The sequence below is a fragment of the Streptomyces sp. NPDC043878 genome (genome assembly GCF_056435735.1).
The window spans coordinates 89,398-116,125 of record NZ_JBWKDW010000014.1 but is presented as its reverse complement, the minus strand read 5'-3'; the positions used below and the strand labels follow the sequence as shown (position 1 = coordinate 116,125).

Sequence of the window (26,728 nt, the reverse complement as noted above, 5' to 3'; positions counted from 1 at the left end):
GCCCGGAGCCGCCACACACGGTACCGCTAACCACGCGGCGGGGGGACCGCCCGCCTCGGGCGCCCCACCGCTGTTGGCGGGGGCGGGAGCCCGTACACACGCCGAGGGCGGGTCATCCGATTCGGATGACCCGCCCTCGACTTCTGTGGAGCTAAGGAGAATTGAACTCCTGACCTCCTGCATGCCATGCAGGCGCTCTACCAACTGAGCTATAGCCCCTTGGGGTGTTCCGCCCGGTCTCCCCGGCGGCGACGCCAACATTACACGGTCCACCGGGTGCAGTACCAAATCGTTTCCGTTCCGCGCGGACACGCCAGGTACGAGGACCTGGTGCCGCCGCGCGCGGCCCTGCCGGCCGGGTCGCCGGGACCCGTCCGCGCGGTCCCGCCGGCCTCAGGCGGTGACGAAGGAATAGAACCGCTTGAGCGTGCAGTGCTCTTCGAGGAGGCGGCCGTAGATCGGCTCACCCTCGAGTTCGCGGTACGTCTCGATCGGGTCACCCTTTATGATCAGCGCCCGCGCGCATTCCTCGCACCAGTACTGGTAGTCGGGGTTGACCGGCTCCATGTCCCGGACAATGGGCGTGCCGCTGCCACACCAGTCGCACTTTCGCCTGTGGGCACCCATCGATCAGCTCCAGCTGTGGCCGCAGGCCGTGCACACGTAGGAGATCCCGCCGTTGTCCCCGAGGACTTGGGCGACCCGGACAGAACCGCAGGAAGGGCAGCTGAGACGGGTGACCGTACCCCGTGTCGACGCTGCATCGGGAAGGTGGCCGACCTCCCCGATGATGCTCGCAGGCATCACTGCTCCCTCCCGTCGGGCCGCGCCCCCTTCCGGTCGTTTGATTCTGCCACGACCGGACCAATACGGTCAGCGACGCCTCAGTACCAGTCCGGCCACGGCACCCACCGCGGCGGTCCCTGCCAGCGCGAACGTGCACGCCAAAAGCGCCTCCGCAGAGGTATACGCCCCGGAGGCCCCGAGTGACTCAAGCCGGTTCAGGAACAGTGTGCCGAACGCGGCGACTCCGATGAGCTGGCCGAGCTGGGTGACCGTCGCGAGCAGCCCGCTGGCGTCCGCCGCGTCCTCGGGCCGGACCCCGGCCAGCGCGCGCGCGAGCGTGGGGCTGAAGGCGAGCGCGAGTCCCACGCCCAGGCCCGCGTAGGCGACGTACAGCGGCACCCCGCCGTGGTCGCCGCCCTTCAGCGCCAGGCCCACGCCCGCCACCGAGAGGCCGGTGAGCGTGAACCCGGCGGGAGTGAGACCGCGCTGCCAGGCGGCCGGCCAGCTCCGCCAGGTGAGGCCGACCAGCCCGAAGACGACCGCGGTCGGCGCGAAGGCCAGGCCGGCCCGCGACGGGCTGTAGCCGAGGCCGCCCTGGACATGCAGGGTGAGCGCGAACAGGAGGCCGCCGTTGACGGCCATGGCGGCCATGACGCGCAGTACGGCCAGGCCCATCCCGGGCTGGCGCAGCACGCGGGGCGCGATCAGCGGGGCACCGCCGCGCCGGGCCAGCCGGGACTCGTAGCCGCAGAACAGCCCGAAGACGACCGCGGCGGCGGCCAGGGAGAGCCAGGACCACAGCGGCCAGTCCTCCTCCTGTCCGAGCACCAGCGGCACGCTGAACAGCGACACGGCCGATCCGAGGAGCACCAGACCCGGCAGGTCGAGGCCGCGCCCCCGCTCACGCGGAACCGCGCCGTCCCGTGGCAGCACCCTCCGGCCGACGGCCAGGAGGACCAGGCCGACCGGCACGTTGACGAGGAAGACGGGCCGCCAGCCGGTGCCGAACAGGTCGGCGTCGACCAGGACTCCACCCAGCACCTGCCCCGCCGCGGAGCCGAAGGCGATCACCGCGGAGTAGGCGCCGAGGGCCTTCAGTCTGGCCTCGCCGGTGAAGGTGCGCTGGATCAGGCTGAGCACCTGAGGGATCATCACGGCCGATCCGGCGCCCTGCACCAGCCGGAACACGATGAGTTCGCCCGCTCCGCCGGCCAGGCCGCAGGCGAACGAGGCGGCGGTGAACAGGGCGAGACCGGCGAGGTGGACCCGGCCGTGACCGAGCCGGTCACCGAGGCGGGCGCCGGTGATCAGCAGCACGGAGTACGTGATGGCGTACCCGGCGATCACCAGTTGCAGGTCGGCGCCCGAGGCGTGGAGACCGGAACCGATCGTGGGGGCCGCGACGTTCACGATGAACACGTCGAGCAGTGCCATGAACTGGGCGGCGAGCACGGTCGCGAGGAGCGCCCGGGGCCGATTGTCAGTGGCGGGCGCTTTACTGGCTGCAGGACTTGGAACGGGTGCGAGACCCGGGCCCGTCCCGGGAGTTGTCGTCATGGGGTCGAGCCTGGCGACGCTTCGGTAAGGGTGCCGAGTGCCCGCTGATGCTGGTACTGACAGCACCTGGCAGCGGACAGGCCGGCCGTCGAGTATGGGGGTGTGACGATGGGGACGACACAGCGGCGCCGGCCCGAGCTGGCCACCTTCCTGCGCAGCAGGCGCGCCCGGGTGACACCGGCGGACGTGGGCATGCCGCCGGGCCTCAGGCGCCGCACACCGGGGCTGCGCCGCGAGGAGGTCGCGCAGCTCTCGGGCGTCGGCGTCACGTGGTACACGTGGCTGGAGCAGGGCCGGCCGATCAACGCCTCCCCGCAGGTCCTGGACGCCGTGGCCCGCACCCTGCGGTTGGACACACCCGAGCGGGAGCATCTGTACCACCTGGCCGACGTGCCGTACGCCGCCGTCCCGGAGTCCGTCGTGCGGAGCGTGGGCGCGGAGATCCAGGGCATCATCGACGCCCTGGCGCCGCGCCCGGCGGTGGTCTACAACGCGCGCTACGACGTCCTGGCCGCCAACCCGGTCTACCGTGACCTGTTCTCGGTGCGGCTGAGACCGGGCGATCGCCCTCCCAACGCGCTGTGGAAGCTGTTCACGGTGCCGGAGGAGGACTGCCCGCTGCGATTCCGGGAGAGCGAGCTGCCCGTGATGGTGGCGACCCTGCGCGCCGCGTACGGACTGCATGCCGGAGAGCCCGCGTGGGAGGACTTCATACGCGCGCTGTCCGCGGCGAGCCCGCTCTTCGCCCGCCTGTGGGAGAGCGGCGACGTGCTGGAACCCGGACAGCGGGTCAAGGTCTTCCGGCACGCGGAGCTGGGCGAGCTGCGGATGACGTCGGTGTCGCTGTCGGTCAACGGCATGCCGGAGTGCCGGATCGTGGTCTACACGCCCGCCGACGAGGACACGGCACGGCGCGCGGCCCTGCTGCGGGAGCGGGGGCAGAGCCTGTGGCCTCCGTCGCCGGCCCGCTCCGCGGCGGAGTGCGGCGACGGAACGAGAAATCCCGCCCCCTGAAGGGGACGGGATCTTCGTGAAACGGTCCTTGACAACTCAACAGAGTGTCACGGTGTGGAGCTAAGGAGAATTGAACTCCTGACCTCCTGCATGCCATGCAGGCGCTCTACCAACTGAGCTATAGCCCCGCGTGTTCTTCCCGCTCGGCGGGGGCGAACAAGAAGAACTTTAGCCTGCGACCTGCCGGAAAGTGAAATCCGGGTCCCGACCCCGCAGCGGGGTCCGGTCCGTGCCGCTCAGTCGTCGTCGCCGAGCACCGGTTCGGGCAGCGTGCCGGCGTTGTGCTCCAGGAGGCGCCAGCCGCGGGCGCCCTCGCCGAGCACCGACCAGCAGCAGTTGGAGAGACCGCCGAGGCTCTCCCAGTGGCGCGCCTCCAGGCCGAGGAGGCGTCCGATGGTGGTGCGGATCGTGCCGCCGTGGCTGACCACGACGAGCGTGCCCTCCTCGGGCAGCTTCTCGGCGTGCCGGAGCACCACCGGGGCGGCGCGGTCGGCGACCTCCGTCTCCAGTTCACCGCCGCCGCGGCGCACCGGCTCACCGCGCTTCCACGCGGAGTACTCCTCGCCGTGCCGGGCGATGATCTCCTGGTGCGTCAGCCCCTGCCAGACACCCGCGTAGGTCTCGCGCAGTCCCTCGTCGTGGGTCACCTCGAGGCCGGTGAGCTCGGCGAGCTCGGCGGCGGTGTTCGCGGCCCGCCGGAGGTCGGAGGCGACGATCGCGTCGGGCTTGAGGGAGGCGAGCAGCCGGGCGGCGCGGCGGGCCTGTCCGACGCCCGTCTCGGTGAGCTCGACGTCCGTGGTGCCCTGGAAGCGGCCCTCCACGTTCCAGGCGGTCTGGCCGTGCCGCCACAGGATGACGCGGCGACCGCGGCTGGTCCGGGAGCCGGCCCCGGCGCCGGCTCCCGAGGGGGCAGTCACCGCAGCTCCCCGAACTCCTCGGCGTCCTCGTCGGACCGCAGTTTGGCGTGCTCCTCGCCCTTGCCGCGGGTCGCCTTGGCGTCGGCGGGCAGTTCCAGCTCGGGGCAGTCCTTCCACAGCCGCTCCAGGGCGTAGAAGACGCGCTCCTCACTGTGCTGGACGTGGACGACGATGTCGACGTAGTCGAGCAGGATCCAGCGGGCGTCGCGGTCGCCCTCACGGCGTACCGGCTTGGCGCCGAGCTCCTTCTGGAGCCGTTCCTCGATCTCGTCGACGATCGACTTGACCTGGCGGTCGTTGGGCGCGGACGCCAGCAGGAAGGCGTCGGTGATCGACAGGACGTCACTGACGTCGTAGGCGATGACGTCGTGGGCGAGCTTGTCGGCGGCCGCCTGTGCGGCGGTGTTGATGAGAGCGAGAGAGCGGTCGGTCGCGGTCACTGCGTGGCTTTCCGTCGGCGGGCACTGGACGTCAAGGGTCTCACGGACGGCCGACGGCGCCCCACGCGATCAGTGGATCACCCGGGGCGCCGTCGCCGGTCAGGAACCGGAGGGCCGGTAGTCCTGGCCGAGGACCACCGAGACGTTCGCGTTCGAGGAGACCATGCCCTTGGCCACGGCACCGGTGGGCAGGCCGAGCGTCTTGGCGACCTCGGAGGCGTTCTCCTTGTCGGCGGCGTCCGCGTAGACGACCGTGGAGCTCGCCTGGGTGCCGGCCGGCGTACCGCCGCCCAGGAAGGTGAAGCCGCCGTTGAGGAGCGCCACGCGGGCCTTCTCGGTGTTGTCCTTGGTCCCACTGGCGTTCTGCAGTGAGACGCGGACCGAGGTGCCCTGGTCGGGGCTCTTCGCGGTACCGCCGAGCACGTCCTTGACGACGCTGGCGCTGGTCTGGGCGCTCAGCGTGCCGTCGCTCCGCACGGGCAGCAGGGCGGTCTTGTAGTCACCGCCCTTGGCGAGGTCGGCGAGCCTGGCGAGGAAGGCGCCGAGGTCCTTGTCGGTCAGCGGCGGGTCGAGGATCTGGGCGAGCGTCTGGACGGTGGTGGTCGCGCCCGCCGGGTCGGAGGACAGTTTGCGCATCACGCCCTGCATGACCTGGCCGAACCGCTCCAGCTGGGCGTTCTGGGCCTCGCCGGAGGCGCGGTAGGTGGCGTAGGCCACGGCCGCCTTGCCGCTGAGGGTCTGGGCCCTGCCCCGGTGCACGAGCGGCGCGGTGCCCTTCTTGGCGGCCGGGTCGGGCACGTCGGTGTCGGTGTCGACCTCGATGTTGCCGACGAGGTCGACGAGGTTCTGCAGGTAGGGGGTGTCCAGCCGCCAGGTGCCCTGGATGTCGGTGCCGAGGACGGTGTCGAGGGCGTCGCGGGTGCCCGAGGATCCGTCGTCGTCGACCGACTTGGCCAGCGTGGTCGCGGAGCCGTCGCCATCGGTCAGGGAGAGGGAGTTGGGCAGCAGGACGGTGGTGGCCTGTTTGGTGGTGGTGTTGTCGACGAGCAGCGCCGTGGACGTGCCGCCCTGCTTGGTGTTGTGCAGGTGGACGACGATCACGTCCCGCTTCTGGGCGCCCGCCGCCGTGGCGGTGCCGGTCTTCGGCTCGGAGGAGGACAGACCGGGCAGCTTCCCGGCGTACCAGAGGTAGCCGACCCCGCCGGCCGCGACCAGGGCCAGGGTGACGACCAGGGCCACGAGGCGGCCGCGGGCGCGCCGCTTGGCCTCCTCCCGGCGCTCGGTGCGGTTCTCGGTGAAGTTCAACCAGTCGATGACGTCCTCGGACTCGGCGTCCGGTTCCTCGATGAAGGCGAACTGCTCCGTGCGGTAGTCCCGTTCGGGTTCGGCTGCCTGGCCCTGCCCGGGCCCGGCGCCGTACTCGCCCTGCTGCTCGCCGCCCTGGCCGGGCGCGGGGCGAACCGGGCCGCCCGGTTCCGCGACCGGGCCGGCCTGCTGCGGGATGTACGCGGTCTGTTCGGCGGCACCGGCCTGCCGGCCGCCCGCGGCGGTCTGGCCGTAGGGGTCGTAGGCCGTCGCGGGGCCGCCCGTCTGCTGCGCACCCGTGGCGTAGGGGTCGTAAGGCGGGGCGGGCGCCTGCCGGCCCGCGGCGTAGGGGTCGTAGGAGGGCGCGGGCTGCTGCCGGTCCGTGCCGTAGGGGTCGTAGGAGGGCGCGGGCTGCTGCCAGCTCGTCGCGTACGGGTCGTAGCCGTGGTTCTGCTGCGCGTACGGGTCGTACGGCTGCTGCGGAGCCTGTTGCCTCGGGACCTGCTGGTAGACGGGGCGGCCGTACTCGTCGTAGCCGACGATCTCGTAGCGGTCGCCCTCGTAGGGGTCGTCGTCGTGCCCCGCGTCGTGTCGGTCGTTCACCGGTGCCCCTCTCGGCTCACTCGCCGCGGTACAGCTCACGCTTGTCGATGTAGCGCACGACGCCGTCCGGCACCAGGTACCAGACGGGATCGCCCTTGGCGACTCTCGCACGGCAGTCGGTGGAGGAGATGGCGAGGGCGGGGACCTCGACGAGCGAGACACCGCCCTCGGGGAGACCGTCGTCGGACAGGACGTGGCCCGGCCGGGTGACCCCGACGAAGTGCGCGAGGGAGAACAGTTCCTCCGTGTCCCGCCAGGTCAGGATCTGACCGAGGGCGTCGGCGCCGGTGATGAAGAACAGGTCCGTGTCGGGGTTGAGCGCGCGCAGGTCGCGCAGGGTGTCCGCGGTGTAGGTCGGGCCGCCGCGGTCGATGTCGATCCGGCTGACCGAGAACTGCGGGTTCTCGGCGGTCGCGATGACCGTCATCAGATAGCGGTCCTCCGCCGGGGAGACCGCGCGGTGGGTCTTCTGCCACGGCTGCCCCGTGGGGACGAACACCACCTCGTCGAGGTGGAACCGCGCGGCGACCTCACTGGCCGCCACGAGGTGCCCGTGGTGGATCGGGTCGAAGGTTCCGCCCATGACGCCCAGACGGCGCTTGCCCGGGTTGGAGGGGCCGTTGCGCGGGCCTGTCACCGGAGGTCTCCCGCGGCCGCCGGTGGCCGGCCGGCTTCCCGTGCCGCCGCTCGCCGGAGGGTTCCCGGCAGCACCCGCCGGCTCGTCGTCCGCACCGTTCGCCGCGTCATTCGCCGGACCGGTAGGCATGTCCTGCTCTCCCATGCGTGCAGACCCTACCGGCCCGGCCTGTCAGGCTCGGCCGGGCGATCCCCGGGGCCGGCCCGGAAAGGGGCCTTTGCCGGACTCAGCGGTCGCGGTTGAAGCGCGTGGTGATCCACAGCAGGAGCAGCAGGACGAAGAGCGCGCCGCCGCCGGTGAGGTAGGGGCTGAGGCTCTCGTGGTTTCCGCCGTGCTCCTCGCCCTCGGCGGCAAGGGTGACCAACTGGGCTGCGGTGCTGTGGAAGCTCATCTTCGGCAGGACCTATCCGGTGTGGGCGGGATAAAGATGTCGGCTCATGGTAAGCGGGCACCTCGGCCGCGATCACGCCGACTCCACCGTTGGGGAACCTTCCCGCCGGCTCAGTCGTCCTTCCGCTTGTACCCCCGCAGCAGGAACCACGCGGTCAGGACACAGCCCACGATCATCACGATCAGTACGACCCGGAGCAGATTGCCCGCCCCCTGCTGCTCGGCGGCGCTCGCGGCCTCGGTGAGCCAGGTGGCTGCGGGATTGTGCTCCATGACGTCGACTCCTTCGCTGTACTGCCCGTCCAAGGTATCTCCGCCTAGGCTGGGCTCTGCTTCGGGGGCGCGCAGGGGCCGCAGGCGGCCACCACAGACGCACATGGGGGAAGTCATGTCCGACGACGACGGCCACGAGCACAGCGGGCACGAGCACGTGCCGAGCAGGCAGCGCAGGCGCTTCGCGGGGATCTCCTCGCGGGCGTACGAGCACCCGGCCGACCGCTCCGCGCTGGTGGCGCTGCGCAAGCTGAGCGGTTTCGACACGGTCTTCAAGGCGCTGAGCGGCCTGTTGCCCGAGCGCAGCCTGCGGCTGCTGTTCCTGTCCGACTCGGTGCGCGTCTCGGAGCAACAGTTCGCGCACCTCCACGACATGCTGCGGGACGCCTGCTACATCCTGGACCTGGAGAAGGTCCCGCCTATGTACGTCACGCAGGACCCGCGGCCCAACGCGATGTGCATCGGCCTGGACGAGCCGATCATCGTCGTCACCACGGGGCTCGTCGAGCTGCTCGACGAGGAGGAGATGCGTGCGGTCGTCGGGCACGAGGTGGGTCACGCCCTGTCCGGCCACTCGGTCTACCGGACCATCCTGCTCTTCCTGACCGGTCTGGCCCTCAAGGTGGCCTGGATACCCCTGGGCAACCTCGCGATCATGGCGATCGTCACCGCGCTGCGCGAGTGGTTCCGCAAGTCGGAGCTGTCCGCGGACCGGGCGGGTCTGCTGGTCGGGCAGGACCTGCGGGCCTCGATGCGCGGTCTGATGAAGATCGCGGGCGGCAACCACCTGCACGAGATGAACGTGGACGCGTTCCTCGAACAGGCCGAGGAGTACGAGGCGGGGGGCGACCTGCGCGACTCCGTGCTCAAGATCCTCAACGTGCTGCCCCGCTCGCACCCCTTCACCACCGTGCGGGCGGCCGAGCTGAAGAAGTGGTCGGAGTCCCGTGACTTCCAGCGGATCATGGACGGCCACTACCCGCGGCGCAGCGAGGACGGGAACACCTCGGTCACCGACTCATTCCGTGAGTCGGCGGCGAGCTACACCACGCAGGTGAAGAGCTCCAAGGACCCGCTGATGAAGCTGGTCAGCGACCTGGCCGGTGGGGCCGGGGACCTCGGCGGCAGGGTGCGGCGCGGCTTCGGCGGGTTCACCAACGGCGCGTCCCAGGACCAGCCGCCCACCGACGGGCCGCCCTCGGACACCCCGCCCCCGCGCGACTGACCGCCCGGTTCACACCCGGCCCGGAAGTGCCGCTGAGGTGACGGCGCCGAGCGCTGCGGAGGTGACGGCGCCCGCGGGCACCGCCGCTCACACCCTGGGCTGGGCGCTCGTCGCGAGGGAGCCGCACAGGGCCGTGGCGCTTCCGGTCGCGTAGGGGTCCGTGCCGGCCGGGCCGCCGGCCTTGGCGGTCTGGCCGGCGAGCAGCGGCCGCAGGTGGTTCGTCGAGTCCTCGGCGCAGGACAGGGGGCCCGCCTGGACGTAGGAGACGGCCAGCTGCGCGGTGTGCAGGCGCAGGTCGTCGCGGTCGAAGCGGAAGTGCAGTTCGCGCCGGACGGTGAACAGCGAGGCCGCGGCCGCGCGGTCGGCGCCGGCCGGGCGCAGGGCGTAGACGAAGGTGTGGTCGGCGGTGACCTCCAGGGTGGACGAGTCGGTCTCGGCTGCCTGGAGGGTGCCCTGGACCCGGATCCTGGAGTCGGCCAGTTCGGCGCCCGCCGGGTCGAAGCGGACCAGCCAGCCGGTCGGCGCGTGCCGGCCGTCGGCCGTCGGGTGGGCGAAACTCTCGTCGAACTGGTCGAGTTGGTCACTGTCGAGGAGCACCCGCACGGGGCGCACCTGCTGCCCGGTGAGGACCTCGGGGTACAGCGAGGAGCGGACGACGTAGTCCTTCGCGGTGGTCAGGGCGCTGACGATCTGGCTGTCGGAGAAGTGCGCGGTGCGCCGGGAGGCGGGCAGCGGGATGCCCTCGGCGCCGATGCGGAACTGGGCGGCGGGGCTGTGCGCGTACAGGTACTCGGGGCTGGTGTGGCCGGGCACCTTGCCGCCGGGGGTGAGCGGGATGACGGTCATCCGCAGCGGCTCCACGGGCTGCCGGGAGGCGGGGGTCTGGTAGGGGTGCCGTACGCCCATGTAGATCGCGGTGCCGAAGGCGACGGCGATCAGCAGGACGAGGACCAGGACCTGCCGGGACAGGCCCCGGCGCAGGGGCGGTCGGCGGCGTACGGCGGGCGCGTGGTCGGCCATGCGCTCCTGTGCGGAGAACTCCTGGAGGCGGGCAGCGCGGACGAACGACTCGTCGAAGACGACGGATCGGTACTCGTCCTCCGCGCCACCGGGGCCGCCCTCGGGTGCCCCCTCAGGTGGTTCTCCAGGCCCTCCCATATCTTCAGGGTAGGTCTCCGGGCCCTCGGGTAAACGCCCCGCTGCACGACAACTTCTGACAGGTTCTCACCAGAAATGCCGGGAAGCCCCCGAAGCGGGGTCAGGGTGTGCGCGGGACGGCCGAGACGGCCGGCCGTGAGTGGTCGGCTGAGGCGGAGGGAGCCGTCGTGCCGCCCTGTTCCAGGCCGGTCGAGGCGGGCGGCGGGACCTGGTCGCGGCTGCCGCCCGAGGACGTCCCCCGGTAGACCGCCGCGAAGGCCAGCGCGACCATGCCGACGCCCATCACGACGGCCAGCATCCAGGCGACGGGGCGGTGCCAGCGGACGTGCTTGCCGTACGTCCCGGGGGCGCCGTAGCGCCGTTCGAGGATGTCGGCGTCGTCCAGGTCGTCGAGGTCGGGATCGTGGCCGAACCCGAGCGGTCCGTCGGGGCCGAAGCCGTGCTCGTAGTGTTCGCCTCTGCCGAGCGCCCGGCGGGCCTCGGCCTCGGAGGCCTCCGCTCTCGCGCGGGCCGCGGCCAGGAGGCGTTCGACGGCGGTCGGCTCGTGCGCCACGGCCGCCTGTACGAAGGCCTCGTCGAAGACCACGGAGGCGAACTCTTCGTCCGACACCCCGCGGTCGTGGTCGTCGTCGGGCTCCCAGCCGTCTGGGAACGGCTTGCCCCCCACGTCCTCCGGCACGACTCCAGAGTAGACCTGGGGGGTCAATTTGGGCAGACGATATGGCAATTCATCCGACTGCTGAGACGCCCCGCCCAGGCGGACCGGAAGGCCGGGCGGACGCGCGACGGGTGCGGGGTACGAGCGGAGAGCACGCGCCGTGCGCATATGCCAGACCGGGTGTTCCCGTACGGAATCAGCCGCGCCCCGCGCCGTCCTCAGCGCCGGATGTGCCCGTCACCGGTGACGATGTACTTGGTGCTGGTCAGCTCCGGCAGTCCCATCGGGCCCCGCGCGTGCAGCTTCTGCGTCGAGATGCCGATCTCCGCGCCGAAGCCGAACTGCCCGCCGTCGGTGAACCGGGTGGAGGCGTTGACGGCCACCGTCGTGGAGTCGACCAGTCGGGTGAACCGCCGGGCGGCCTGCTGGGAGGTCGTCACGATGGCCTCGGTGTGACCGGAGGTCCACAGCCGGATGTGCTCGACGGCCTTGTCGAGCGAGTCGACGACGGCGGCGGCGATGTCGTAGGAGAGGTACTCGGTCTCCCAGTCCTCCGGGGTGGCTTCCACCACGGTGGCCTTGGAGTCCTTGGCGTAGGCCAGGACCCGCTCGTCGGCGTGCACGGTGACCCCGGCCTCCGCCAGGGCGTCCAGGGCGCGCGGCAGGAACGCGGCGGCGATGTCCTGGTGCACGAGGAGGGTCTCCGCGGAGTTGCAGACGCTGACCCGGCTCGCCTTGGAGTTGATCAGGATGTCGACGGCCATGTCGAGGTCGGCCTGGGCGTCGACGTAGACGTGGCAGTTGCCGGTGCCGGTCTCGATGACCGGCACGGTGGACTCCGAGACGACGGTCTGGATCAGCGAGGCGCCGCCGCGCGGGATCAGCACGTCGACCAGGCCGCGGGCGCGCATCAGCTCGCGCACGCTCTCGCGGCTCTCGCCGGGCACCAGCTGTACGGCGTCGGCGGGCAGCCCGGCGCCGCCCACGGCGTCGCGGATCACCCGGACCAGGGCGCTGTTCGACTCGAACGCCGAGGCCGAGCCGCGCAGCAGTACCGCGTTGCCGGACTTCAGGCACAGGGCGGCGGCGTCGACGGTGACGTTGGGTCGGGCCTCGTAGATGATGCCTACGACGCCGAGCGGGACGCGGACCTGGCGCAGGTCGATGCCGTTGGGCAGGGTCGAGCCGCGCACCACCTCGCCCACCGGGTCGGGCAGCGCGACGACGTCCCGGACGTCGGAGGCGATCGCGCGCACCCGCTCGGGGGTGAGCGTCAGCCGGTCGACGACGGACTCGCTGGTGCCGGCCTCGCGGGCCCTGGCGACGTCCTTGGCGTTGGCCTCGACGATCTCGCTCGTACGGACCTCCAGCGCGTCCGCGACGGCGAGCAGCGCGTCGTCCTTGTCGGCCCGAGGCAGCGGCGCGAGGTCGGCGGCGGCCGCCTTGGCGCGGTAGGCGGCCCGGGTCACCGGGGACATGGAGTCGTACGGAGAGAGCGTGGTCATGAGCAAAGGGTAGTGCGCCGGGCGGGCGCGTCCACCGGTCGTTCCACAGCGCGAGACGGGCTCAAAAGGGGTGAACTCCGACAGGGGTGGCCGGCGCCGGTCCGTACCCCTCGGCGACGCGCTGGTGGTAGGTCTGGCGGTCGATGACCTCCAGGCCGACGATCTCCCACGGCGGCAGTCCCGCGGTCTGGCGGTGCTCGCCCCACAGGCGCAGGGCGACGGCGGCCGCGTCGTGCAGGTCGCGGGCCTCCTCCCAGTACCGGATCTCCGCGTGGTCGTTGGCGTATCTGCTGGTCAGCAGGAAGGGGTGGTCGTGCGCGAGTTGTTCGAGCGCCCGCCGCACCTCCTTCAGCGGGGCCTCCTCGCCGGAGACGCTGAGGGTGATGTGCCACAGCCGCGGCAGGTCCTCGGGGCGCTCACCCTCGAAGCGGTCGCCGGCCGCCACACTCGTCAGGGTCCGCTCTTCGCCGACCGCCCGGGAGGGGGTACCACCGCGGGACGCCGCCCCAGGGCGCACTCGTCTCACGACGGCCTCCTTCACACGACGGTCGAGCAGTGCCCGGGCAGTGCTCGCACTCGATGGGTCCCTGGGACAAAGTTGAGCAGGCCGCAAGGGCTCGTGGGGCGGTTTTGCGGAACGTCCACCTCAGGGCAAGGCCCGCGCCGGGACGTTCACGGCGTTTTCGGGTCACTCGGGCACCTGTCCGGCCGGTGCCCGGCCGGACTCAGGGCTGCAGGAGCACCAGGTCGTCCCGGTGGACGACCTCGCGTTCGTATCCGGGGCCCAGTTCACGGGCCAGCTCCCGGGTGGAGCGGCCGATCAGCCGGGGGATCTCCCGGGCGTCGAAGTTGACGAGCCCGCGAGCCACCGCGCGCCCCTCCGCGTCGAGCAGCTCGACCGGGTCGCCCGCGCTGAACTCGCCCTCCAGGCCGGCGATCCCGGCCGGCAGCAGCGACTTGCGGCCCTCCACGACCGCGCGCACGGCCCCGTCGTCGAGGGTGAGCGAGCCCTGCGGGGTGGAGGCGTGCTGCAGCCACAGCAGCCGGTCCGCGGAGCGCTTGCCGGTGGAGTGGAAGTAGGTGCCCGTGTCGCCGCCGAAGAGCGCGTCGGCCGCGTGGACCGCGCTGGTCAGCACCACGGGGATGCCGGCCGCCGCCGCGATCCGGGCGGCCTCGACCTTGGTAACCATGCCGCCGGTGCCCACGCCCGCCCTGCCGGCGCTGCCGATGTCGACGTGCGCGAGGTCGGCGGGTCCCCGCACCTCCGCTATCCGGGAGGTGCCCGGCTTGCCGGGGTCGCCGTCGTAGACGCCGTCGATGTCGGACAGCAGTACCAGCAGGTCGGCGCGGACGAGGTGGGCGACGAGGGCGGCGAGCCGGTCGTTGTCGCCGAAGCGGATCTCGTCGGTGGCGACGGTGTCGTTCTCGTTGACGACCGGGAGTGCGCCCATCGCGAGGAGCTGGTCGAGGGTGCGGGAGGCGTTGCGGTGGTGGGAGCGCCGGCTCATGTCGTCGGAGGTGAGCAGGACCTGGCCGACGCGTACGCCGTAGCGGGCGAAGGAGGCGGTGTAGCGGGCGACGAGCAGGCCCTGGCCGACGCTGGCCGCGGCCTGCTGGCGGGCGAGGTCGCGCGGACGTCGGCGCAGGCCGAGCGGGGCGAGGCCGGCCGCGATGGCGCCGGAGGAAACGAGAACAATCTCACGTTCCCCTCCACTTCGGCTCTTGGCGAGGACGTCGACGAGCGCGTCGACCCGGTCGGCGTCCAGTCCGCCGGTCGCGGTGGTCAGCGACGAGGAACCCACCTTGACGACGATCCGGTGGGCCTCGTTCACGGCCTGTCGTGCGCCTGCCACCTTGGTCTTTGTCCCCTCACGTAGGTCCGGCCGTCCCGTCCGGCAATCTACGCGAAGCGGGGCGGGCGCCGCGCATCGGTCCACCTCGCGGACATGTCACAGCTGTAACCGCTCACTCACGCACCGCATATGGCAAAAAGGTTGTGCGGGTTGCTCATAGAAATCAAAGAGCATCCAAATTTAATCTGAAGTTTGTGTCACCTACAGTTCGCCACGTGAAGCGCATACTCCTCAGATCGGGGAAGAGCCCCTACGACGTCGTCCCTGTGGAGGAAGCCCTCCACCGCGACGTGATCGCCACCAACTCCGGCAACCTGATCTTCAGCGACGCCGCACACAAGATCCTCGAGACTCCGGACGTCGAGGTCGTCTCGAACCGCATGCGGATCGACCCGACCGCGGCAGGGCGGATCAACGAGGAGTACGACGCGTTCGTCGTACCACTCGCCAACGCCTTCCGGCTGTCGTTCGAGCCCGCGCTGCAGAAGCTCACCCGGCTCATCACCAAGCTGAAGATCCCGGTCGTCGTGGTCGGGGTGGGGGCGCAGTCCTCGCTCGACTACAACCCGGACCGGCTGAAGGCCATGGAGCCCTCGGTACGCGAGTTCGTCGCCGCGGTGCTCGACCGGAGCGCCAGCATCGGCGTGCGCGGCGAGTTCACGGAGCAGTACCTGAAGGGCATGGGTTTCCGGGACGTCGAGGTCATCGGCTGCCCCTCCCTCTTCATGTACGGCAAGGAACTCGCGGTGCACAAGCGGGCGACGGCGCTGACCGCCGACTCCCGCATCGCGATCAACGGGTCGCACAGCGCGGTGCGCACCCAGGGCCTGGACAAGGTCATCCGCCGCACCCACGCCCGCTACCCGAACCTGCGGTACATCGCGCAGAACCTCAGCGACGCCAAGCAGTTGCACTGGCGGGACCTGTCGCACCCCAACGGCAAGGTCACCGGGATGCCGTCGCACCCGGACCACCCGATGTACGCCGAGGACAAGGTCCGCATCTACATCGACCCGGTCACCTGGATCGACGACCTGCGCGACTTCGACTATTCCTTCGGCTCCCGCATCCACGGCAACATCGCGGCGCTGCTCGCGGGCACGCCCGCGACCGTGCTGACCGCCGACTCGCGGACGCTGGAGCTGTGCCGTTACTTCGACATCCCGCACCAGCGCGTCGACCAGATCCCCGAGGACCTGGACCCGGCACGGCTGTACGAGGAGGCCGACTTCACCAAGCTGGCCGGCGGTCACCAGGAGCGGTTCGAGCGCTTCACGGGCTTCCTGGACAAGAACGGCCTGCAGAACACCTTCACGCACGGCGACGGCGGCGCGGCCTTCGAGGCCCGCATGCGCAAGCTGTCCTTCCCGGCGGGCATCCGCCCCTGGAATGACATGGACCTGGAGTCGCTCACCACCCGGTTCGGCTTCCTGCAGAGCCGTATCACCCAACTGTCGAAGGACAACGCGCAGTTGAAGCGTGACGTGGCGCGGGCCAAGACGCCGGCCAAACCGGCCGCGGTGTCCGTCAAGCCGACCGCGAACGCTTCGCCGACCTCGGTCTACCGCCGGGCCCGACGTGCCGTCGGCCGCCCGCTGCGGCGCCTCCAGCCGGGCCGCGACTAGTGCCGCGACGGGCAACGTTCGCCCCGTCGCGAACGCTGCCCGTCGTGGCACCAGGACGCTTACCGTCCGGAACGACTCCGGACGGACCGAGATGCGCGTGCCGACCACCGGTCGGCACGCGCATGTGTGCGTCGGGGCCGCGCCGCCGGCACTCCGCGCGCCGTCCCGCCGCGACGGGGCGTCCGGGTCCGCTCCCGGGGACGCCGGGCAGGCCGTCCGGTGACAGCCGTACGGCCGGCCGGTCATGCCGCCGCCGCCCGGTCCCCGGGGCCGCCCTCGCGCGAGGGCAGGATGCGGCGGGCCCTGCGGGCCACCCGGCGCACCAGGGTGTCGACGCGGTCCTCCCGGTAGCCCGGGAACGCGCGGGCCTCGCGGGGCGGGGCGAGGTAGACGGCGTCGGGTATGCCGGCCGTCCGGTCGCGGAAGTGCGGGTAGGCCAGATAGAGGCGGCTGCCCTTGCGTTCCAGGACGGCGGCGGGCGCCTTCTTGCTCCTGACGAATGCCACGACCTCTTCGAGGAGTTCGGGCCGGCCGGTGGCGACCAGGTGCAGCCGCAGGCGCTCGTGGACCTTGAGGCGGCGGGCGACCTCGTCGTTCCAGTACGCCTCCATGAGGGGTTTCGCCAGCTCGAACTTGGTGCGCCGGACGTTCTCGCCGTCCTTCAGGTACTTGGGGCCGAACTGCGGGAGCAGGGTGACGACGAAGGGGCGGACCATGAGGGTGTCGCGCCGGGGCCCGGGCGGGACCATCTCCGCTATCAGGCGCATCAGCGCGCGGGCGGAGTCGAAGCGCAGGGTGTAACTCCCCTTCTTCGTCACGTGCTTGCCGTCCGTGCGGCCCACCAGGTAGTAGCAGGTGTGGTCGGCTATCACGGAGACGCCGTCGGCCCGCAGATAGGCCTCCATCGTGAACAGCGCGTCCTCGCCGGTCCACAGGGACTCGTCGAACCGCATGCCGTGACGTTGCAGCAGGGCGCGGCGGAACAGCTTCTGCGCGCTGAGCGTGAACTTGATGTTGGAGGAAAAGACGTCCGTACGGTCGAGGTTCCGGCCCCACATCGACTTCGGCGCGACGCGGTTGACGCCTTCGACACGGCCGACGACCACGTCCGTACCGTTGCGGTCGGCGACGGCGACCATCCGCTCCAGGGCCTCGGGGCCGAGCCGGTCGTCGGCGTCGAGGAAGAAGACGTACCTCCCCGCGGCCTTGCCGAGGCCGACGTTGCGCGGGCCGCTGGGGCCGCCCGAGTTCTCCTGCCGGATCACCGTGACCGGCATGGGGGCGTCCGCCGCGAACTCCTCCAGGTACTCCCCCGTGCCGTCCGTCGAGCCGTCGTCGACCGCGATCACCTCGACGCGCGCCGGGTCGAGGGTCTGGGCCCGGACCGAGGCGAGGCACTCCACCAGATACGGCATCGCGTCGTACGCCCCGATGATCACGCTCACATCAGGCTGCGGCAGGGTCACTCTTCCCCCTAGTCATGGAACATTTCCCCCGAATCCACCTATTGGCTACCTGGAAGACGGTCCGGTAGCGCCGGTGGTTGCCTGTGCCCCACCGCTCCGTGACCCAGGTCACCCGGCGGGCGACAGCCTCACCTCACGATAGGGCGGGCGGGTAAGAGCGACGGCGCGAACGGTAAAGCGAGGGTGCGAGAACACCGAAAGGGCCCGCCCCCGGGAAGCAAGTCCCGGGGCCGGGCCCCTGATCGGCGAGCGGGAGCGGTCAGCCGGCGGCCACCTCGTCCGGGTCGCCGGGCGTCGAGGCGGCCCGCGGCACGGGCATCGCGTCGGCCATCTCCTCGGCCTCCTCGGCGCCGGCGGTGGCGACCCGTGCGTCCTGGCCCACGTTGCGGGTGTCGGCCTTGACCGCCAGGTTCGTCACCGCGGTGTTGAACTGGACGATGGAGGCCGGCTCGTCCGGGCCGAGCAGGTACTGCTTGAGCTCGCCGCGGTCCCCGGCCAGCGGGTCGGACGCGGGGGCGCGGACGGCCGCGAGCAGCGCGTCCAGCTCGGCCGCGCCGTTGGAGAGGATCACCGCGGCGCGCACCGCGGTGTTCTGCCGCTTGAACTCCTCCACACCGAGCTCCGCGGAGTCGGTGACCGCGTACGGCTTGCCGCTCGCGATGAAGTCGGAGACGACGCTGGAGATGTCGGAGACCATGCCGTCGGAGACGTTGAAGCAGTCGTACAGGCGCGGCTCGGCGCCCGTGATGACCCGGTGCTCCCAGCTGCCGAAGGAACGCCAGTAGGCGTCGTTCCACTCGACACGCAGCCGGGCGATCTCCTCGTGCTTCTTGACGTCGACCAGGCCGTCACGGGTGGCCTCGGCCTCGTCGCCCTTCTCGTCGCCGGTGCCGGACAGTTCCGCGATCCGGGCCTGGACGCGGGCGAGTTCGGCCTTCGCCGCGGCCTGGGCGGTCGCGTCGACGGCGAAGCGCGGGTCGGCGGCACGCTCGGCGGCCGACTTCTCGATCAGGGCGGTGATCCGGCGGTGCGCGGCCCCGGCCTGGGCGCTGCGGGTGCCGGTGAACGGGTGCGGCTTGTACAGGACACGGACCGGCGGGTCGGCCTGGATCAGCCGGCGCACGATGTTCTCGCCCGCGAGCAGGAGGGAGGTGTTGCCGGGGTTGTCGTCCCAGCCCTCCCAGGTCGGCGCGTACAGCACGGTCGGGCAGCGGTCGCCGGCGGCGGCGTCACCGGGCGTGCCGGAGGCGTCCGTCGAGGTCCGGATCGGCGCGAGCTGGGGACGGCCGACCTCCACGATGTCCTCGTCGCGGACGCCGACGTCGGCGATGGCGTAGCGGTCGCGGCCGGCCCGGCCCGCGGTCCACACCTCGTCGTACACCTTGCTGAACGGGTTGACGCTGGCGAGCTTGTCGCTGTCGCCGTGACCGATGAAGACGTGCTTCATGGTCGGCACGCGCAGAAGGTGGATGTTCTTTCCGACGTTCGCCGCGTACAGCGCGACCCGCACCGTGGACAGGTCCATGTTCATCAGGTGCACCCCTCCGGGCACGCAGATGACGGGGACCGTGGTGGGCGCCAGGTTCTGCAGTATGACGCGCTCACGCAGGATGATCAGCGGCCGCGACTCCAGCTGCTCCATGGTCTCCAGCCACATGTTGACCTGGTAGGTGGAGTCCCTGGAGCCGGAGAAGTAGAGCACTGTCTGGGGCCGGTAGTCGCGCAGCCACTCGTCCACGGCGGCCAGTACCCGCTCGGCGTTCGGCGGTACTTTGCTGCCGCGCACGTACGGCATCAGCGCGGCGACGTAGAGGGTGCCCAGGACCAGCGTGACGCCGATGCCGACGAAGGCCGCCACGGATGTGTCGGTGGCCCCGGAGACCAGCAGGCCGACGACCGCCGCGAGGTCGAGGTGGAGGATCTTCTCCGCGGAGCGGTTCAGCAGGCCCCGCGGCGGGGCGTCCGGGATGCGGATACGGGCGGCCAGGTCGACGTTGCGGGTGGCGACCGGCATCCGGCGCCGGTTGCGGATCAGGGTGACCAGCGCGCCGTGCGGGGCCTGGAGGCCGTAGAAGGCGATGAAGCAGGCGATCGCCCCGTAGAAGACCAGGCCGTCCGAGAGGTCCAGGCGGGCCAGCAGCAGGATCAGGAGCAGCTGTCGGATCAGGAAGCGGATCGACAGGCCGGCCCGCACCTTGCTGAGGCGGCTGACCAGGTAACTGTTCCTGCGGTGCAGGAAGTGGTCCGCGAGGTACGTCACGGCGGTCGCCGCCGCGAAGGCGGGGACGCTCGGGACGAGCGCGGCCAGCATGAGGCAGGGGTAGCCCAAGATCATGAGGACCGCCGCGGCCAGTTCGGCCGCGCTGCCCACCCGGGCCACGCGAATAGCGGTGGATATCACGGAGAACCTGCTCTGGGAGGGGTGCCGGTTGTTAAAGCAGAAAAAGTCCGGAAAGCGAATGGTGAAGGCTCCGGGAGTTTACGGATTCAGGCCCCTGTGAATGCTCGGCGAACGGGCAGCCACAGAGGCCTGAATAACGGAACGCTATTTGCTGCTGATTATGCCACGCCGTCCTGACGGTCCAGCACGCTGGCCAGGGCCTGCTCGAAGCCGGTGGCCTCGCCGGCCGACGCGGTCGGGTCCTGCTGGCGGACGTCGATGACGTGCCCGGTCAGCTCGGACAGCAGCACGTCGAGGGAGGTGCGCGCGACGGCCTCGGAGGAGAGCAGGGAGCCGGCGGGCTCCTGGCCGAACGCCTTGGTGCGCATCGGCGTGGCGGTGCGCTCCGGGTTGACGCAGTTCACCCGGATGCCGTCACCGGCCCACTCGTCCGACAGGGCCTGGGTGAGGTTCACCATGGCGGCCTTGGTGGAGGAGTAGAGGCTGTACTCGGCGCGGCCGCGGGTGTAGCTGCTGGAGGTGTACAGCAGCAGCTGGCCCTTGGTCTCGGCGAGGTACTTGTAGGAGGAGCGGGCGATCTGGACCGGGGCCAGGTAGTTGACCTTCAGCGCTTCCTCGATGGTCGCGTTGTCGGTCTCGGCCAGCTTGCCGATGCGCAGCACGCCCGCGGTGTTGACGACGTAGTCGATGCGCCCGGTCTCGCCGTACGCCTTGGACAGCGCGTCGTCGACCTCCTCCGGGTTCTCGACGTGGGTGCCGGTGGTGGAGCGGCCCAGCGCGTACACCTTCGCGCCGTAGGACTGGGCGAGTTCGGAGATGTCCTTGCCGATGCCGTACGAGCCGCCGAAGACCACGACGGTCTTGCCGGTGAGGAGTTGGCGGTAGTCCTCCTCGCCGTTGCGCTCGGGCGTGGCGGTGGAGGCCAGCTGGAAGAGCTTGTCGGCGATGAAGACGTCGACGGGCTGGGTGACCTTCATGTTGTACTCGTCGCCCGCGACCACGTGGATCGGCACGTCGGGCAGGTACTTGAGTACGACCGAGCAGTCGTCCGTGGCCTGGAAGTTGGGGTCGCCGGCGGCGACCTCGTAGGCCCGGCGGATGGTCGACAGCTTGAAGGCCTGCGGGGTCTGGCCGCGGCGCAGCCGGGCGCGGTCGGGGATCTCCGTGATGAACTCGCCGTCCTCGCCGTGCGTGCGCGTGACGATGATGGTGTCCGCGGAGGGGATGGCGACGTCGACGGCCTGGAAGCGCTCCAGGGCGGTGACGCAGTCGTCGATCACACGCTGTGACAGCAGGGGGCGTACGGCGTCGTGGAAGAGGACGTTGCGGTCCTCGCCCTGCGCCAGTCCCTCGCCGAGGGCGGAGATGGCCCGCTCGGTGGTCTCGTTCCGGGTGGAGCCACCCTCGATGACCTTCGTGACCTTCCGGAATCCGGCCTTGGCGACGATCTTCTCGACGTCGGGCACGTAACCCGGCGCCATCAGCACGATGATGTCGTCGATCGAGTCGGCCTTCTCGAAGGTGGTCAGGGTGTGCTCGATGACTGCCTTGCCGGCGATCTTCAGCAGCTGCTTGGGGATCGACAGACCCACCCGCTGGCCGGTGCCACCGGCCAGGATCACTGCGGTGGTACGGGGCTTGGCTATGTGCTGTGACACAGGTGACCTACCTTGGGGCGACAGGGAACGTGCAAATGGTCCCACTCCTGGTTACCGCAGTGCAAGGTGAGCGCCGTCCACCGCATATGTGCGCGCAACCTGTCATTCACCTCGCACTCCTGGTGGTCGCGGAGACCGTCCGGTGGTGGCGTGAATTTACTGTGAGTAAATCCACAGGTGTCCGTTTCGCGGCGGGTGACGAGGCGGGACGAAATGTCGCGCCTCTGGTCGCCGCGGCGATTCCCCGCGGCGCCGCCGGAGCACTCTACGGGTTCCCCGGATCGCGTCCGGCCGACCGCCCTGGCTCCGCCTGTCGCCGGACGTCCCCCCGGGAGCCGTTGCGGGGTGTGGCCGGCCCGGGGGTCGGCACTCCCGGCAGGACCCGCGGGAGGGCCTGACCAGGGGGTCGCCGGTTCTTCGCGCCGGCGGGTCACCCGGGGCGCCGGATTACCGCGGGTGGCTTCGGCCATTCCGGTGACGCGGCCGGTCGTCCCGGGGGTGTCCGACGCCGGTCCCGTGACCGTGTGACGGGAGGGCACGAGTTCTTCCTGGGCGTGACGGATCTGTTGTGAACCGGCCGTGAATACGGTTCACCCGGAAACTCTTTTTCCGGAATGGCGGGCCGGTAATCCGGGCCGGTATTCCGGGCCGGGATGCGGCGGCATTCCGAGTCCGGGAGTGGCCCGGAGCGGCTCTGCGGGGGCGGCGAGCGGCGCGCTCGAACACGACGGGGCCCGGAACACGTCCGTGTTCCGGGCCCCGTCGTACACGGTTCACGGCCTCACACCGAGTTCACACCCGGCCGGCCCGCCTCGACCCGGAGCCTGGCCAGCGTGCCGGACACGGCCTGCGGCTTCAGCACGGTGTCCACGGTGCGGACCCGCGCGTCGATGCCGTCGCGGCGGATGTCGAAGAGGTGGTAGCCGCGGTGGGCGTCGATCACCTTCCAGTGCGGGTTGTCGGCCCGCAGCGGGTCGAACTGGGCGTGGAAGGCCGCCTGGTCCTGGTCGCCGTTGCTGGCGATCGAGGTGCCGACGAACTCCGCGCCGACCACGGCGGAGGCCGGGTCCGCGAAGTCCTGCTTCAGGTCGCTGATCATCGTCAGGTGGCGGTCGCCGCTGAGCACGACCGGGTTGCGGACGTTGCGGAACTCCTGCAGGAGGGCGTTGCGCTCGGCCTGGTAGCCGTCCCAGGCGTCGTAGTACCAGAGCTTGCCCTCACCGACCTTGAGATCGGTCTCGGCCATCATGATCTGCGAGGCGATCAGGTTCCAGCGGGCGGGCGAGCGGCGCAGCCCGTCGAGCAGCCACCGCTTCTGCCCGGCGCCGAGCATGGTCAGCGCGGGGTCCTGGGCGCCGGCCTGGCTGGTCGCCTGGTCGCCGCGGAACTGCCGGGTGTCCAGCACGTTGAGCCGGACCAGGCCGCCGAACTCCAGACGGCGGTACATCCGGATGTGCGGGCCGTCCGGGATCGCCGTCGCCCGCACCGGCATGTGCTCGTAGTACGCCTGGTAGGCCGCCGTCAGCCGGGTCACGAAGGCGTCGTGCGCCTGCTTGTCCGGGTCCTGCGGGACCTCGCCGGCGAAGTCGTTGTCGACCTCGTGGTCGTCGAAGGTGACCACCCAGGGGGCGTTCGCGTGCATCGCGGCGAGGTCCGGGTCGGAGCGGTACTGCGCGTACCGGTTGCGGTACTGCGTCAGCGTGTACGGCTCACCGCTCCCCTCGTGCCGGCGCACCGCCGTGGCCGAGGGCGCGGACTCGTAGATGTAGTCGCCGACGAACAGCACGAGGTCGGGATCCTGCTCCAGCATGTCGGCGTACGGCGTGAAGTACCCGTGCTGCCAGTTCTGGCAGGAGGCGAGGGCGACGCGCAGGGTGCCGGCGGAGCTGAACGGGTGCGGGGCGGTGCGGGTGCGGCCGACGGGTGAGAGCTGGCCGCCCGCGCGGAAGCGGTACCAGTGGACGCGGCCCGGGCGCAGTCCCCGTACATCCACGTGAACGCTGTGCCCGTACTGGGGCTCGGCCTGGGCGGTGCCCCGGCGTACGACCTTCTTGAAGCGCGGGTCCTCCGCCAGTTCCCACCGCACCGGCACCGCACGGTCGGGCATGCCGCCACCGTTCAGCGGGTCGGGAGCGAGCCGCGTCCACAGCACGATGCCGTCGGGGAGCGGATCGCCGGAGGCCACGCCGAGACTGAACACGCCCTCGGGTAACGGGGTCTCGGTCGCGCGGGCGGCGGCCGGCAGCCACAGCTGGGCGGAGGCGGTGGCGCCGAGCACCGCGGCACCGGCGGTCAGAAAGCGGCGTCGGTCGGGGGTGGTTGCTCCGGTCATCGGGGAACTCCCTTGCGTCGCTGGCCACATGGACACGTGGAAGCTCACGCTTCGGGACGGTCCGACCGCTGAACGCAGAGGCTCGCGTGCATGACAAGTTGGGAGACAGTTGGGAGACAACGGAAAACCGGTCGGCCGGTGAGAGCGGTCAGTGGACGAACCCGGTGCCCCGCCATGTCTCCACTCGCACCGCCGAGCACGACTCGCCGCCCGACCGCCCCGCCGCCTGGTCACCCCGCCGTCCGCGGGGGGTTCACCCGGCGACAACACGAAGCGGCGGGCGCGCCCGAAGGCACGCCCGCCGCCGAAGTCCGGCTCTCGCCGGACCAGGAACCTCACCGAACCGGAAGGGCCCACCGACTCCCGAGAGGCTCACCGAACCGCAAGCCCCGCCGGTTCTGGAGACGCTCGACGAACCCGGAGGCCCCGCCGGCCTAGAAGGGTTCGAAGTCCTCGAACTCCTGCGCCGCCTCGTCGTGTTCGGCCTGCCGGTCCCGGCGTCGCTGGGCGGCGGGTCGCGGGGCCTCCAGACGGTGGTCCTCACCGCGGCGGCCGAGCATCTCCGCGCCGGCCATGACGGTCGGCTCCCAGTCGAAGACGACCGCGTTCTCCTCGGGGCCGATGGCGACACCGTCGCCGGAGCGGGCCCCGACCTTCATCAGCTCCTGCTCCACACCGAGCCGGTTGAGGCGGTCCGCGAGGTAGCCCACGGCCTCGTCGTTGCTGAAGTCGGTCTGCCGCACCCAGCGCTCCGGCTTCTCGCCGCGCACCCGGAACAGCCCGTCCTCCTCCTGTACGACGGTGAAGCCCGCGTCGTCGACGGCCTTGGGCCGGATGACGACCCGTGTGGCCTCTTCCTGCGGCTTCGCCGCCCGCGCCTTGCCGACCACGTCGGCGAGCGCGAACGACAGCTCCTTCAGACCCGTGTGCGCGACGGCCGACACCGCGAAGACCTTGTAGCCGCGCGCCTCCAGGTCCGGCCGGACCATCTCGGCGAGGTCCTTGCCGTCCGGCACGTCGATCTTGTTGAGGACGACCATCCGGGGCCGGTCCCCGAGCCCGCCGTACTCGCGCAGCTCGGCCTCGATGATGTCGAGGTCGGACAGCGGGTCGCGGTCGGACTCCAGCGTCGCGGTGTCCAGCACGTGCACGAGGACACTGCAGCGCTCGACGTGCCGCAGGAACTCCAGGCCGAGCCCCTTGCCCTGGCTGGCGCCAGGGATGAGTCCCGGCACGTCGGCGATGGTGTACACGGTCTCGCCCGCGGTGACCACACCGAGGTTGGGGACCAACGTCGTGAAGGGGTAGTCGGCGATCTTGGGCTTCGCCGCGCTGAGCACGGAGATCAGCGAGGACTTGCCCGCGCTCGGGTAGCCGACCAGCGCCACGTCGGCGACCGTCTTCAGCTCCAGGACGATGTCCTGGAGGTCACCGGGCACCCCGAGCAGCGCGAACCCCGGGGCCTTGCGCCGCGCCGAGGACAGCGCCGCGTTGCCGAGTCCGCCCCGGCCGCCCTGCGCGGCGACGTAGGACGTGCCGTGGCCGACCAGGTCGGCGAGCACGTTGCCCGCGCGGTCCAGCACGACGGTGCCGTCCGGCACCGGCAGGACCAGGTCCTGGCCGTCCTTGCCGGAGCGGTTGCCGCCCTCGCCGGGCTTGCCGTTGGTGGCCTTGCGGTGCGGCGAGTGGTGGTAGTCGAGGAGCGTGGTGACGGACTGGTCGACCGTGAGGATGACGTCGCCGCCCCGGCCGCCGTTGCCGCCGTCGGGCCCGCCGAGGGGCTTGAACTTCTCACGGTGGACGGAGGCACAGCCGTGACCCCCGTTACCCGCGGCGACATGCAGTTCGACGCGGTCCACGAAGGTGGTCATGTGGGTGCCTCCAGCACTTCAAAACGTACGATTGTGTCTACTGCTCTAACACGCGAAAGGCGGACCCGCCTTCCCACCCGGGAAGTGAGGTCCGCCTCGCGCGACGAAGCCGTTCGGTCAAGCCCTGTGTCAGGCGACGGGAACGACGTTCACGACCTTGCGGCCACGGCTGGTGCCGAACTCCACGGCACCGGGCTGCAGCGCGAACAGCGTGTCGTCGCCGCCACGGCCGACGCCCGCGCCGGGGTGGAAGTGGGTGCCACGCTGGCGGACCAGGATCTCACCGGCGTTGACGACCTGACCGCCGAAGCGCTTCACGCCGAGCCGCTGAGCGTTGGAGTCGCGACCGTTCCGGGTGGACGATGCGCCCTTCTTGTGTGCCATCTGTTCTCAGTCCCTTACTTCGCAGCCGCGGGGATCTCAGTGACCTTGATCGCCGTGTACTGCTGGCGGTGGCCCTGACGACGGCGGTAGCCGGTCTTGTTCTTGTAGCGCAGGATGTCGATCTTGACACCCTTGTGGTGGTCCACGACCTCGGCCTGGACCTTGATTCCGGCCAGCACCCACGGGTCGCTGGTCACGGCTTCGCCGTCGACCACGAGCAGGGTCGAGAGCTCGACCGTGTCGCCAACCTTGGCAGTGGAAATCTTGTCAACTTCAACGATGTCGCCGACAGCAACCTTGTGCTGGCGACCACCGCTGCGCACGATGGCGTACACGCGGATCTCACTCTCTCGCTCGGAACGGGATCCCCGCAGTCCAGCCGCCCGGCACGCGAGCGGCCTCTCCGGAGCACTCAGTGCCCTGGAGGATGAGGTTTACGGGGATGCGGCGCCTAGGGAACACGCCGACGGTCAAGACTACGGTCCCGCTCCCACAAGGGTCAAACCGAGCCCTCTGCGGACCCGGCGGACCGCCCCGACAACCCTGCCGGGCGCCCCTCGGGCACCGGGCGAACGGACCCGAACAGGGGGGGGGGGGGGGGGGGGGGGGGGGGGGGGGGGGGTGGGTGTGTGTGGTTTTGCCTCGCGGTCGCAGGATTTGAGTCTCTTGT

Annotated in this window: 23 protein-coding genes and 2 tRNA genes; 3 read left to right on the top strand and 22 right to left on the bottom strand. The window is 71.0% G+C overall.

Features of this window, described 5'->3' with window-relative positions:
• Positions 1-146: 146 nt before the first annotated feature.
• The 3 genes from AC07AZ_RS20710 to AC07AZ_RS20700 form a co-directional block, all read right to left on the bottom strand.
• A tRNA-Ala gene (locus AC07AZ_RS20710) sits at positions 147-219 on the bottom strand.
• A 174-nt stretch (positions 220-393) separates the two neighbouring features.
• Entirely contained in the window at positions 394-627 is a 234-nt protein-coding gene (locus tag AC07AZ_RS20705; protein WP_003976229.1) for a hypothetical protein, read from the bottom strand.
• A gap of 246 nt (positions 628-873) precedes the next feature.
• Positions 874-2,238 carry an MFS transporter gene (locus AC07AZ_RS20700; RefSeq protein ID WP_478849749.1) on the bottom strand — a complete coding sequence of 455 codons (1,365 nt, stop codon included), beginning with the start codon at positions 2,236-2,238 and terminating at the stop codon, positions 874-876.
• Positions 2,239-2,451: 213 nt separating this feature from the next.
• Here AC07AZ_RS20700 and AC07AZ_RS20695 point away from each other — a divergent pair, with 213 nt between their 5' ends.
• Complete coding sequence (locus tag AC07AZ_RS20695) at positions 2,452-3,357, top strand: helix-turn-helix transcriptional regulator (protein ID WP_478849747.1); 906 nt, start codon at positions 2,452-2,454, stop codon at positions 3,355-3,357.
• Positions 3,358-3,412: 55 nt separating this feature from the next.
• Here AC07AZ_RS20695 and AC07AZ_RS20690 read toward each other — a convergent pair.
• The 7 genes from AC07AZ_RS20690 to AC07AZ_RS20660 form a co-directional block, all read right to left on the bottom strand.
• Positions 3,413-3,485: transfer RNA gene (locus tag AC07AZ_RS20690), tRNA-Ala, on the bottom strand.
• Positions 3,486-3,593: 108 nt separating this feature from the next.
• Positions 3,594-4,274 carry a histidine phosphatase family protein gene (locus AC07AZ_RS20685; protein ID WP_478849745.1) on the bottom strand — a complete coding sequence of 227 codons (681 nt, stop codon included), beginning with the start codon at positions 4,272-4,274 and terminating at the stop codon, positions 3,594-3,596.
• Positions 4,271-4,714 (bottom strand): ribosome silencing factor, encoded by a 444-nt coding sequence (gene rsfS, locus AC07AZ_RS20680; protein WP_478849743.1) that lies wholly within the window; start codon positions 4,712-4,714, stop codon positions 4,271-4,273. Before rsfS ends, AC07AZ_RS20685 begins: the two co-directional genes overlap by 4 nt.
• Before the next feature lie 99 nt (positions 4,715-4,813).
• On the bottom strand, positions 4,814-6,622 hold the full coding sequence (locus tag AC07AZ_RS20675; RefSeq protein ID WP_478849741.1) for an LCP family protein: 1,809 nt from the start codon (positions 6,620-6,622) through the stop codon (positions 4,814-4,816).
• A gap of 16 nt (positions 6,623-6,638) precedes the next feature.
• Entirely contained in the window at positions 6,639-7,403 is a 765-nt protein-coding gene (nadD, locus tag AC07AZ_RS20670; RefSeq protein ID WP_478849739.1) for a nicotinate-nucleotide adenylyltransferase, read from the bottom strand.
• Between the two features lie 82 nt (positions 7,404-7,485).
• Complete coding sequence (locus AC07AZ_RS20665; protein ID WP_192583393.1) at positions 7,486-7,650, bottom strand: hypothetical protein; 165 nt, start codon at positions 7,648-7,650, stop codon at positions 7,486-7,488.
• Positions 7,651-7,760: 110 nt separating this feature from the next.
• The gene (locus tag AC07AZ_RS20660) at positions 7,761-7,922 is read right to left on the bottom strand and encodes a hypothetical protein (protein WP_478849736.1); all 162 of its coding nucleotides are present in this window, start codon (positions 7,920-7,922) and stop codon (positions 7,761-7,763) included.
• Between the two features lie 103 nt (positions 7,923-8,025).
• On the opposite strand from AC07AZ_RS20660, the gene AC07AZ_RS20655 reads away from it, so the two are divergent.
• The gene (locus AC07AZ_RS20655) at positions 8,026-9,147 is read left to right on the top strand and encodes a M48 family metallopeptidase (protein WP_478849734.1); all 1,122 of its coding nucleotides are present in this window, start codon (positions 8,026-8,028) and stop codon (positions 9,145-9,147) included.
• Positions 9,148-9,234: 87 nt separating this feature from the next.
• Here AC07AZ_RS20655 and AC07AZ_RS20650 read toward each other — a convergent pair whose 3' ends face one another.
• From AC07AZ_RS20650 to proB, 5 genes are all read right to left on the bottom strand, one after another.
• Complete coding sequence (locus AC07AZ_RS20650) at positions 9,235-10,305, bottom strand: SCO2583 family membrane protein (protein WP_478849732.1); 1,071 nt, start codon at positions 10,303-10,305, stop codon at positions 9,235-9,237.
• 100 nt (positions 10,306-10,405) lie between these two features.
• A complete protein-coding gene (locus AC07AZ_RS20645; protein ID WP_478849730.1) occupies positions 10,406-10,984 on the bottom strand; it encodes an SCO2584 family spore wall biosynthesis protein in 579 nt (192 codons plus the stop codon).
• A 197-nt stretch (positions 10,985-11,181) separates the two neighbouring features.
• Positions 11,182-12,468 carry a glutamate-5-semialdehyde dehydrogenase gene (locus AC07AZ_RS20640; protein WP_478849728.1) on the bottom strand — a complete coding sequence of 429 codons (1,287 nt, stop codon included), beginning with the start codon at positions 12,466-12,468 and terminating at the stop codon, positions 11,182-11,184.
• A 61-nt stretch (positions 12,469-12,529) separates the two neighbouring features.
• Entirely contained in the window at positions 12,530-12,985 is a 456-nt protein-coding gene (locus tag AC07AZ_RS20635) for a hypothetical protein (RefSeq protein WP_478849936.1), read from the bottom strand.
• A gap of 208 nt (positions 12,986-13,193) precedes the next feature.
• Positions 13,194-14,321 (bottom strand): glutamate 5-kinase, encoded by a 1,128-nt coding sequence (gene proB, locus AC07AZ_RS20630; protein WP_478849726.1) that lies wholly within the window; start codon positions 14,319-14,321, stop codon positions 13,194-13,196.
• A gap of 215 nt (positions 14,322-14,536) precedes the next feature.
• Here proB and AC07AZ_RS20625 point away from each other — a divergent pair, with 215 nt between their 5' ends.
• Complete coding sequence (locus AC07AZ_RS20625) at positions 14,537-15,946, top strand: polysaccharide pyruvyl transferase family protein (RefSeq protein WP_478849724.1); 1,410 nt, start codon at positions 14,537-14,539, stop codon at positions 15,944-15,946.
• Positions 15,947-16,188: 242 nt separating this feature from the next.
• Here the strand turns inward: AC07AZ_RS20625 and AC07AZ_RS20620 are convergent, their stop codons facing one another.
• From AC07AZ_RS20620 to rplU, 7 genes are all read right to left on the bottom strand, one after another.
• A complete protein-coding gene (locus AC07AZ_RS20620) occupies positions 16,189-17,412 on the bottom strand; it encodes a glycosyltransferase family 2 protein (RefSeq protein WP_478849722.1) in 1,224 nt (407 codons plus the stop codon).
• 259 nt (positions 17,413-17,671) lie between these two features.
• Positions 17,672-19,813: a hypothetical protein gene (locus tag AC07AZ_RS20615; protein ID WP_478849720.1), complete on the bottom strand. Its 2,142-nt coding sequence runs from the start codon at positions 19,811-19,813 to the stop codon at positions 17,672-17,674.
• A gap of 158 nt (positions 19,814-19,971) precedes the next feature.
• On the bottom strand, positions 19,972-21,471 hold the full coding sequence (locus tag AC07AZ_RS20610) for a D-ribitol-5-phosphate cytidylyltransferase (RefSeq protein WP_478849718.1): 1,500 nt from the start codon (positions 21,469-21,471) through the stop codon (positions 19,972-19,974).
• Between the two features lie 781 nt (positions 21,472-22,252).
• Positions 22,253-23,803 carry an alkaline phosphatase D family protein gene (locus tag AC07AZ_RS20605; RefSeq protein ID WP_478849716.1) on the bottom strand — a complete coding sequence of 517 codons (1,551 nt, stop codon included), beginning with the start codon at positions 23,801-23,803 and terminating at the stop codon, positions 22,253-22,255.
• A gap of 434 nt (positions 23,804-24,237) precedes the next feature.
• The gene (gene obgE / locus AC07AZ_RS20600) at positions 24,238-25,674 is read right to left on the bottom strand and encodes a GTPase ObgE (protein WP_478849714.1); all 1,437 of its coding nucleotides are present in this window, start codon (positions 25,672-25,674) and stop codon (positions 24,238-24,240) included.
• A 129-nt stretch (positions 25,675-25,803) separates the two neighbouring features.
• On the bottom strand, positions 25,804-26,058 hold the full coding sequence (gene rpmA / locus AC07AZ_RS20595) for a 50S ribosomal protein L27 (protein ID WP_478849712.1): 255 nt from the start codon (positions 26,056-26,058) through the stop codon (positions 25,804-25,806).
• A 14-nt stretch (positions 26,059-26,072) separates the two neighbouring features.
• Positions 26,073-26,393 carry a 50S ribosomal protein L21 gene (gene rplU / locus AC07AZ_RS20590; RefSeq protein ID WP_030601628.1) on the bottom strand — a complete coding sequence of 107 codons (321 nt, stop codon included), beginning with the start codon at positions 26,391-26,393 and terminating at the stop codon, positions 26,073-26,075.
• Positions 26,394-26,728: the final 335 nt, after the last annotated feature.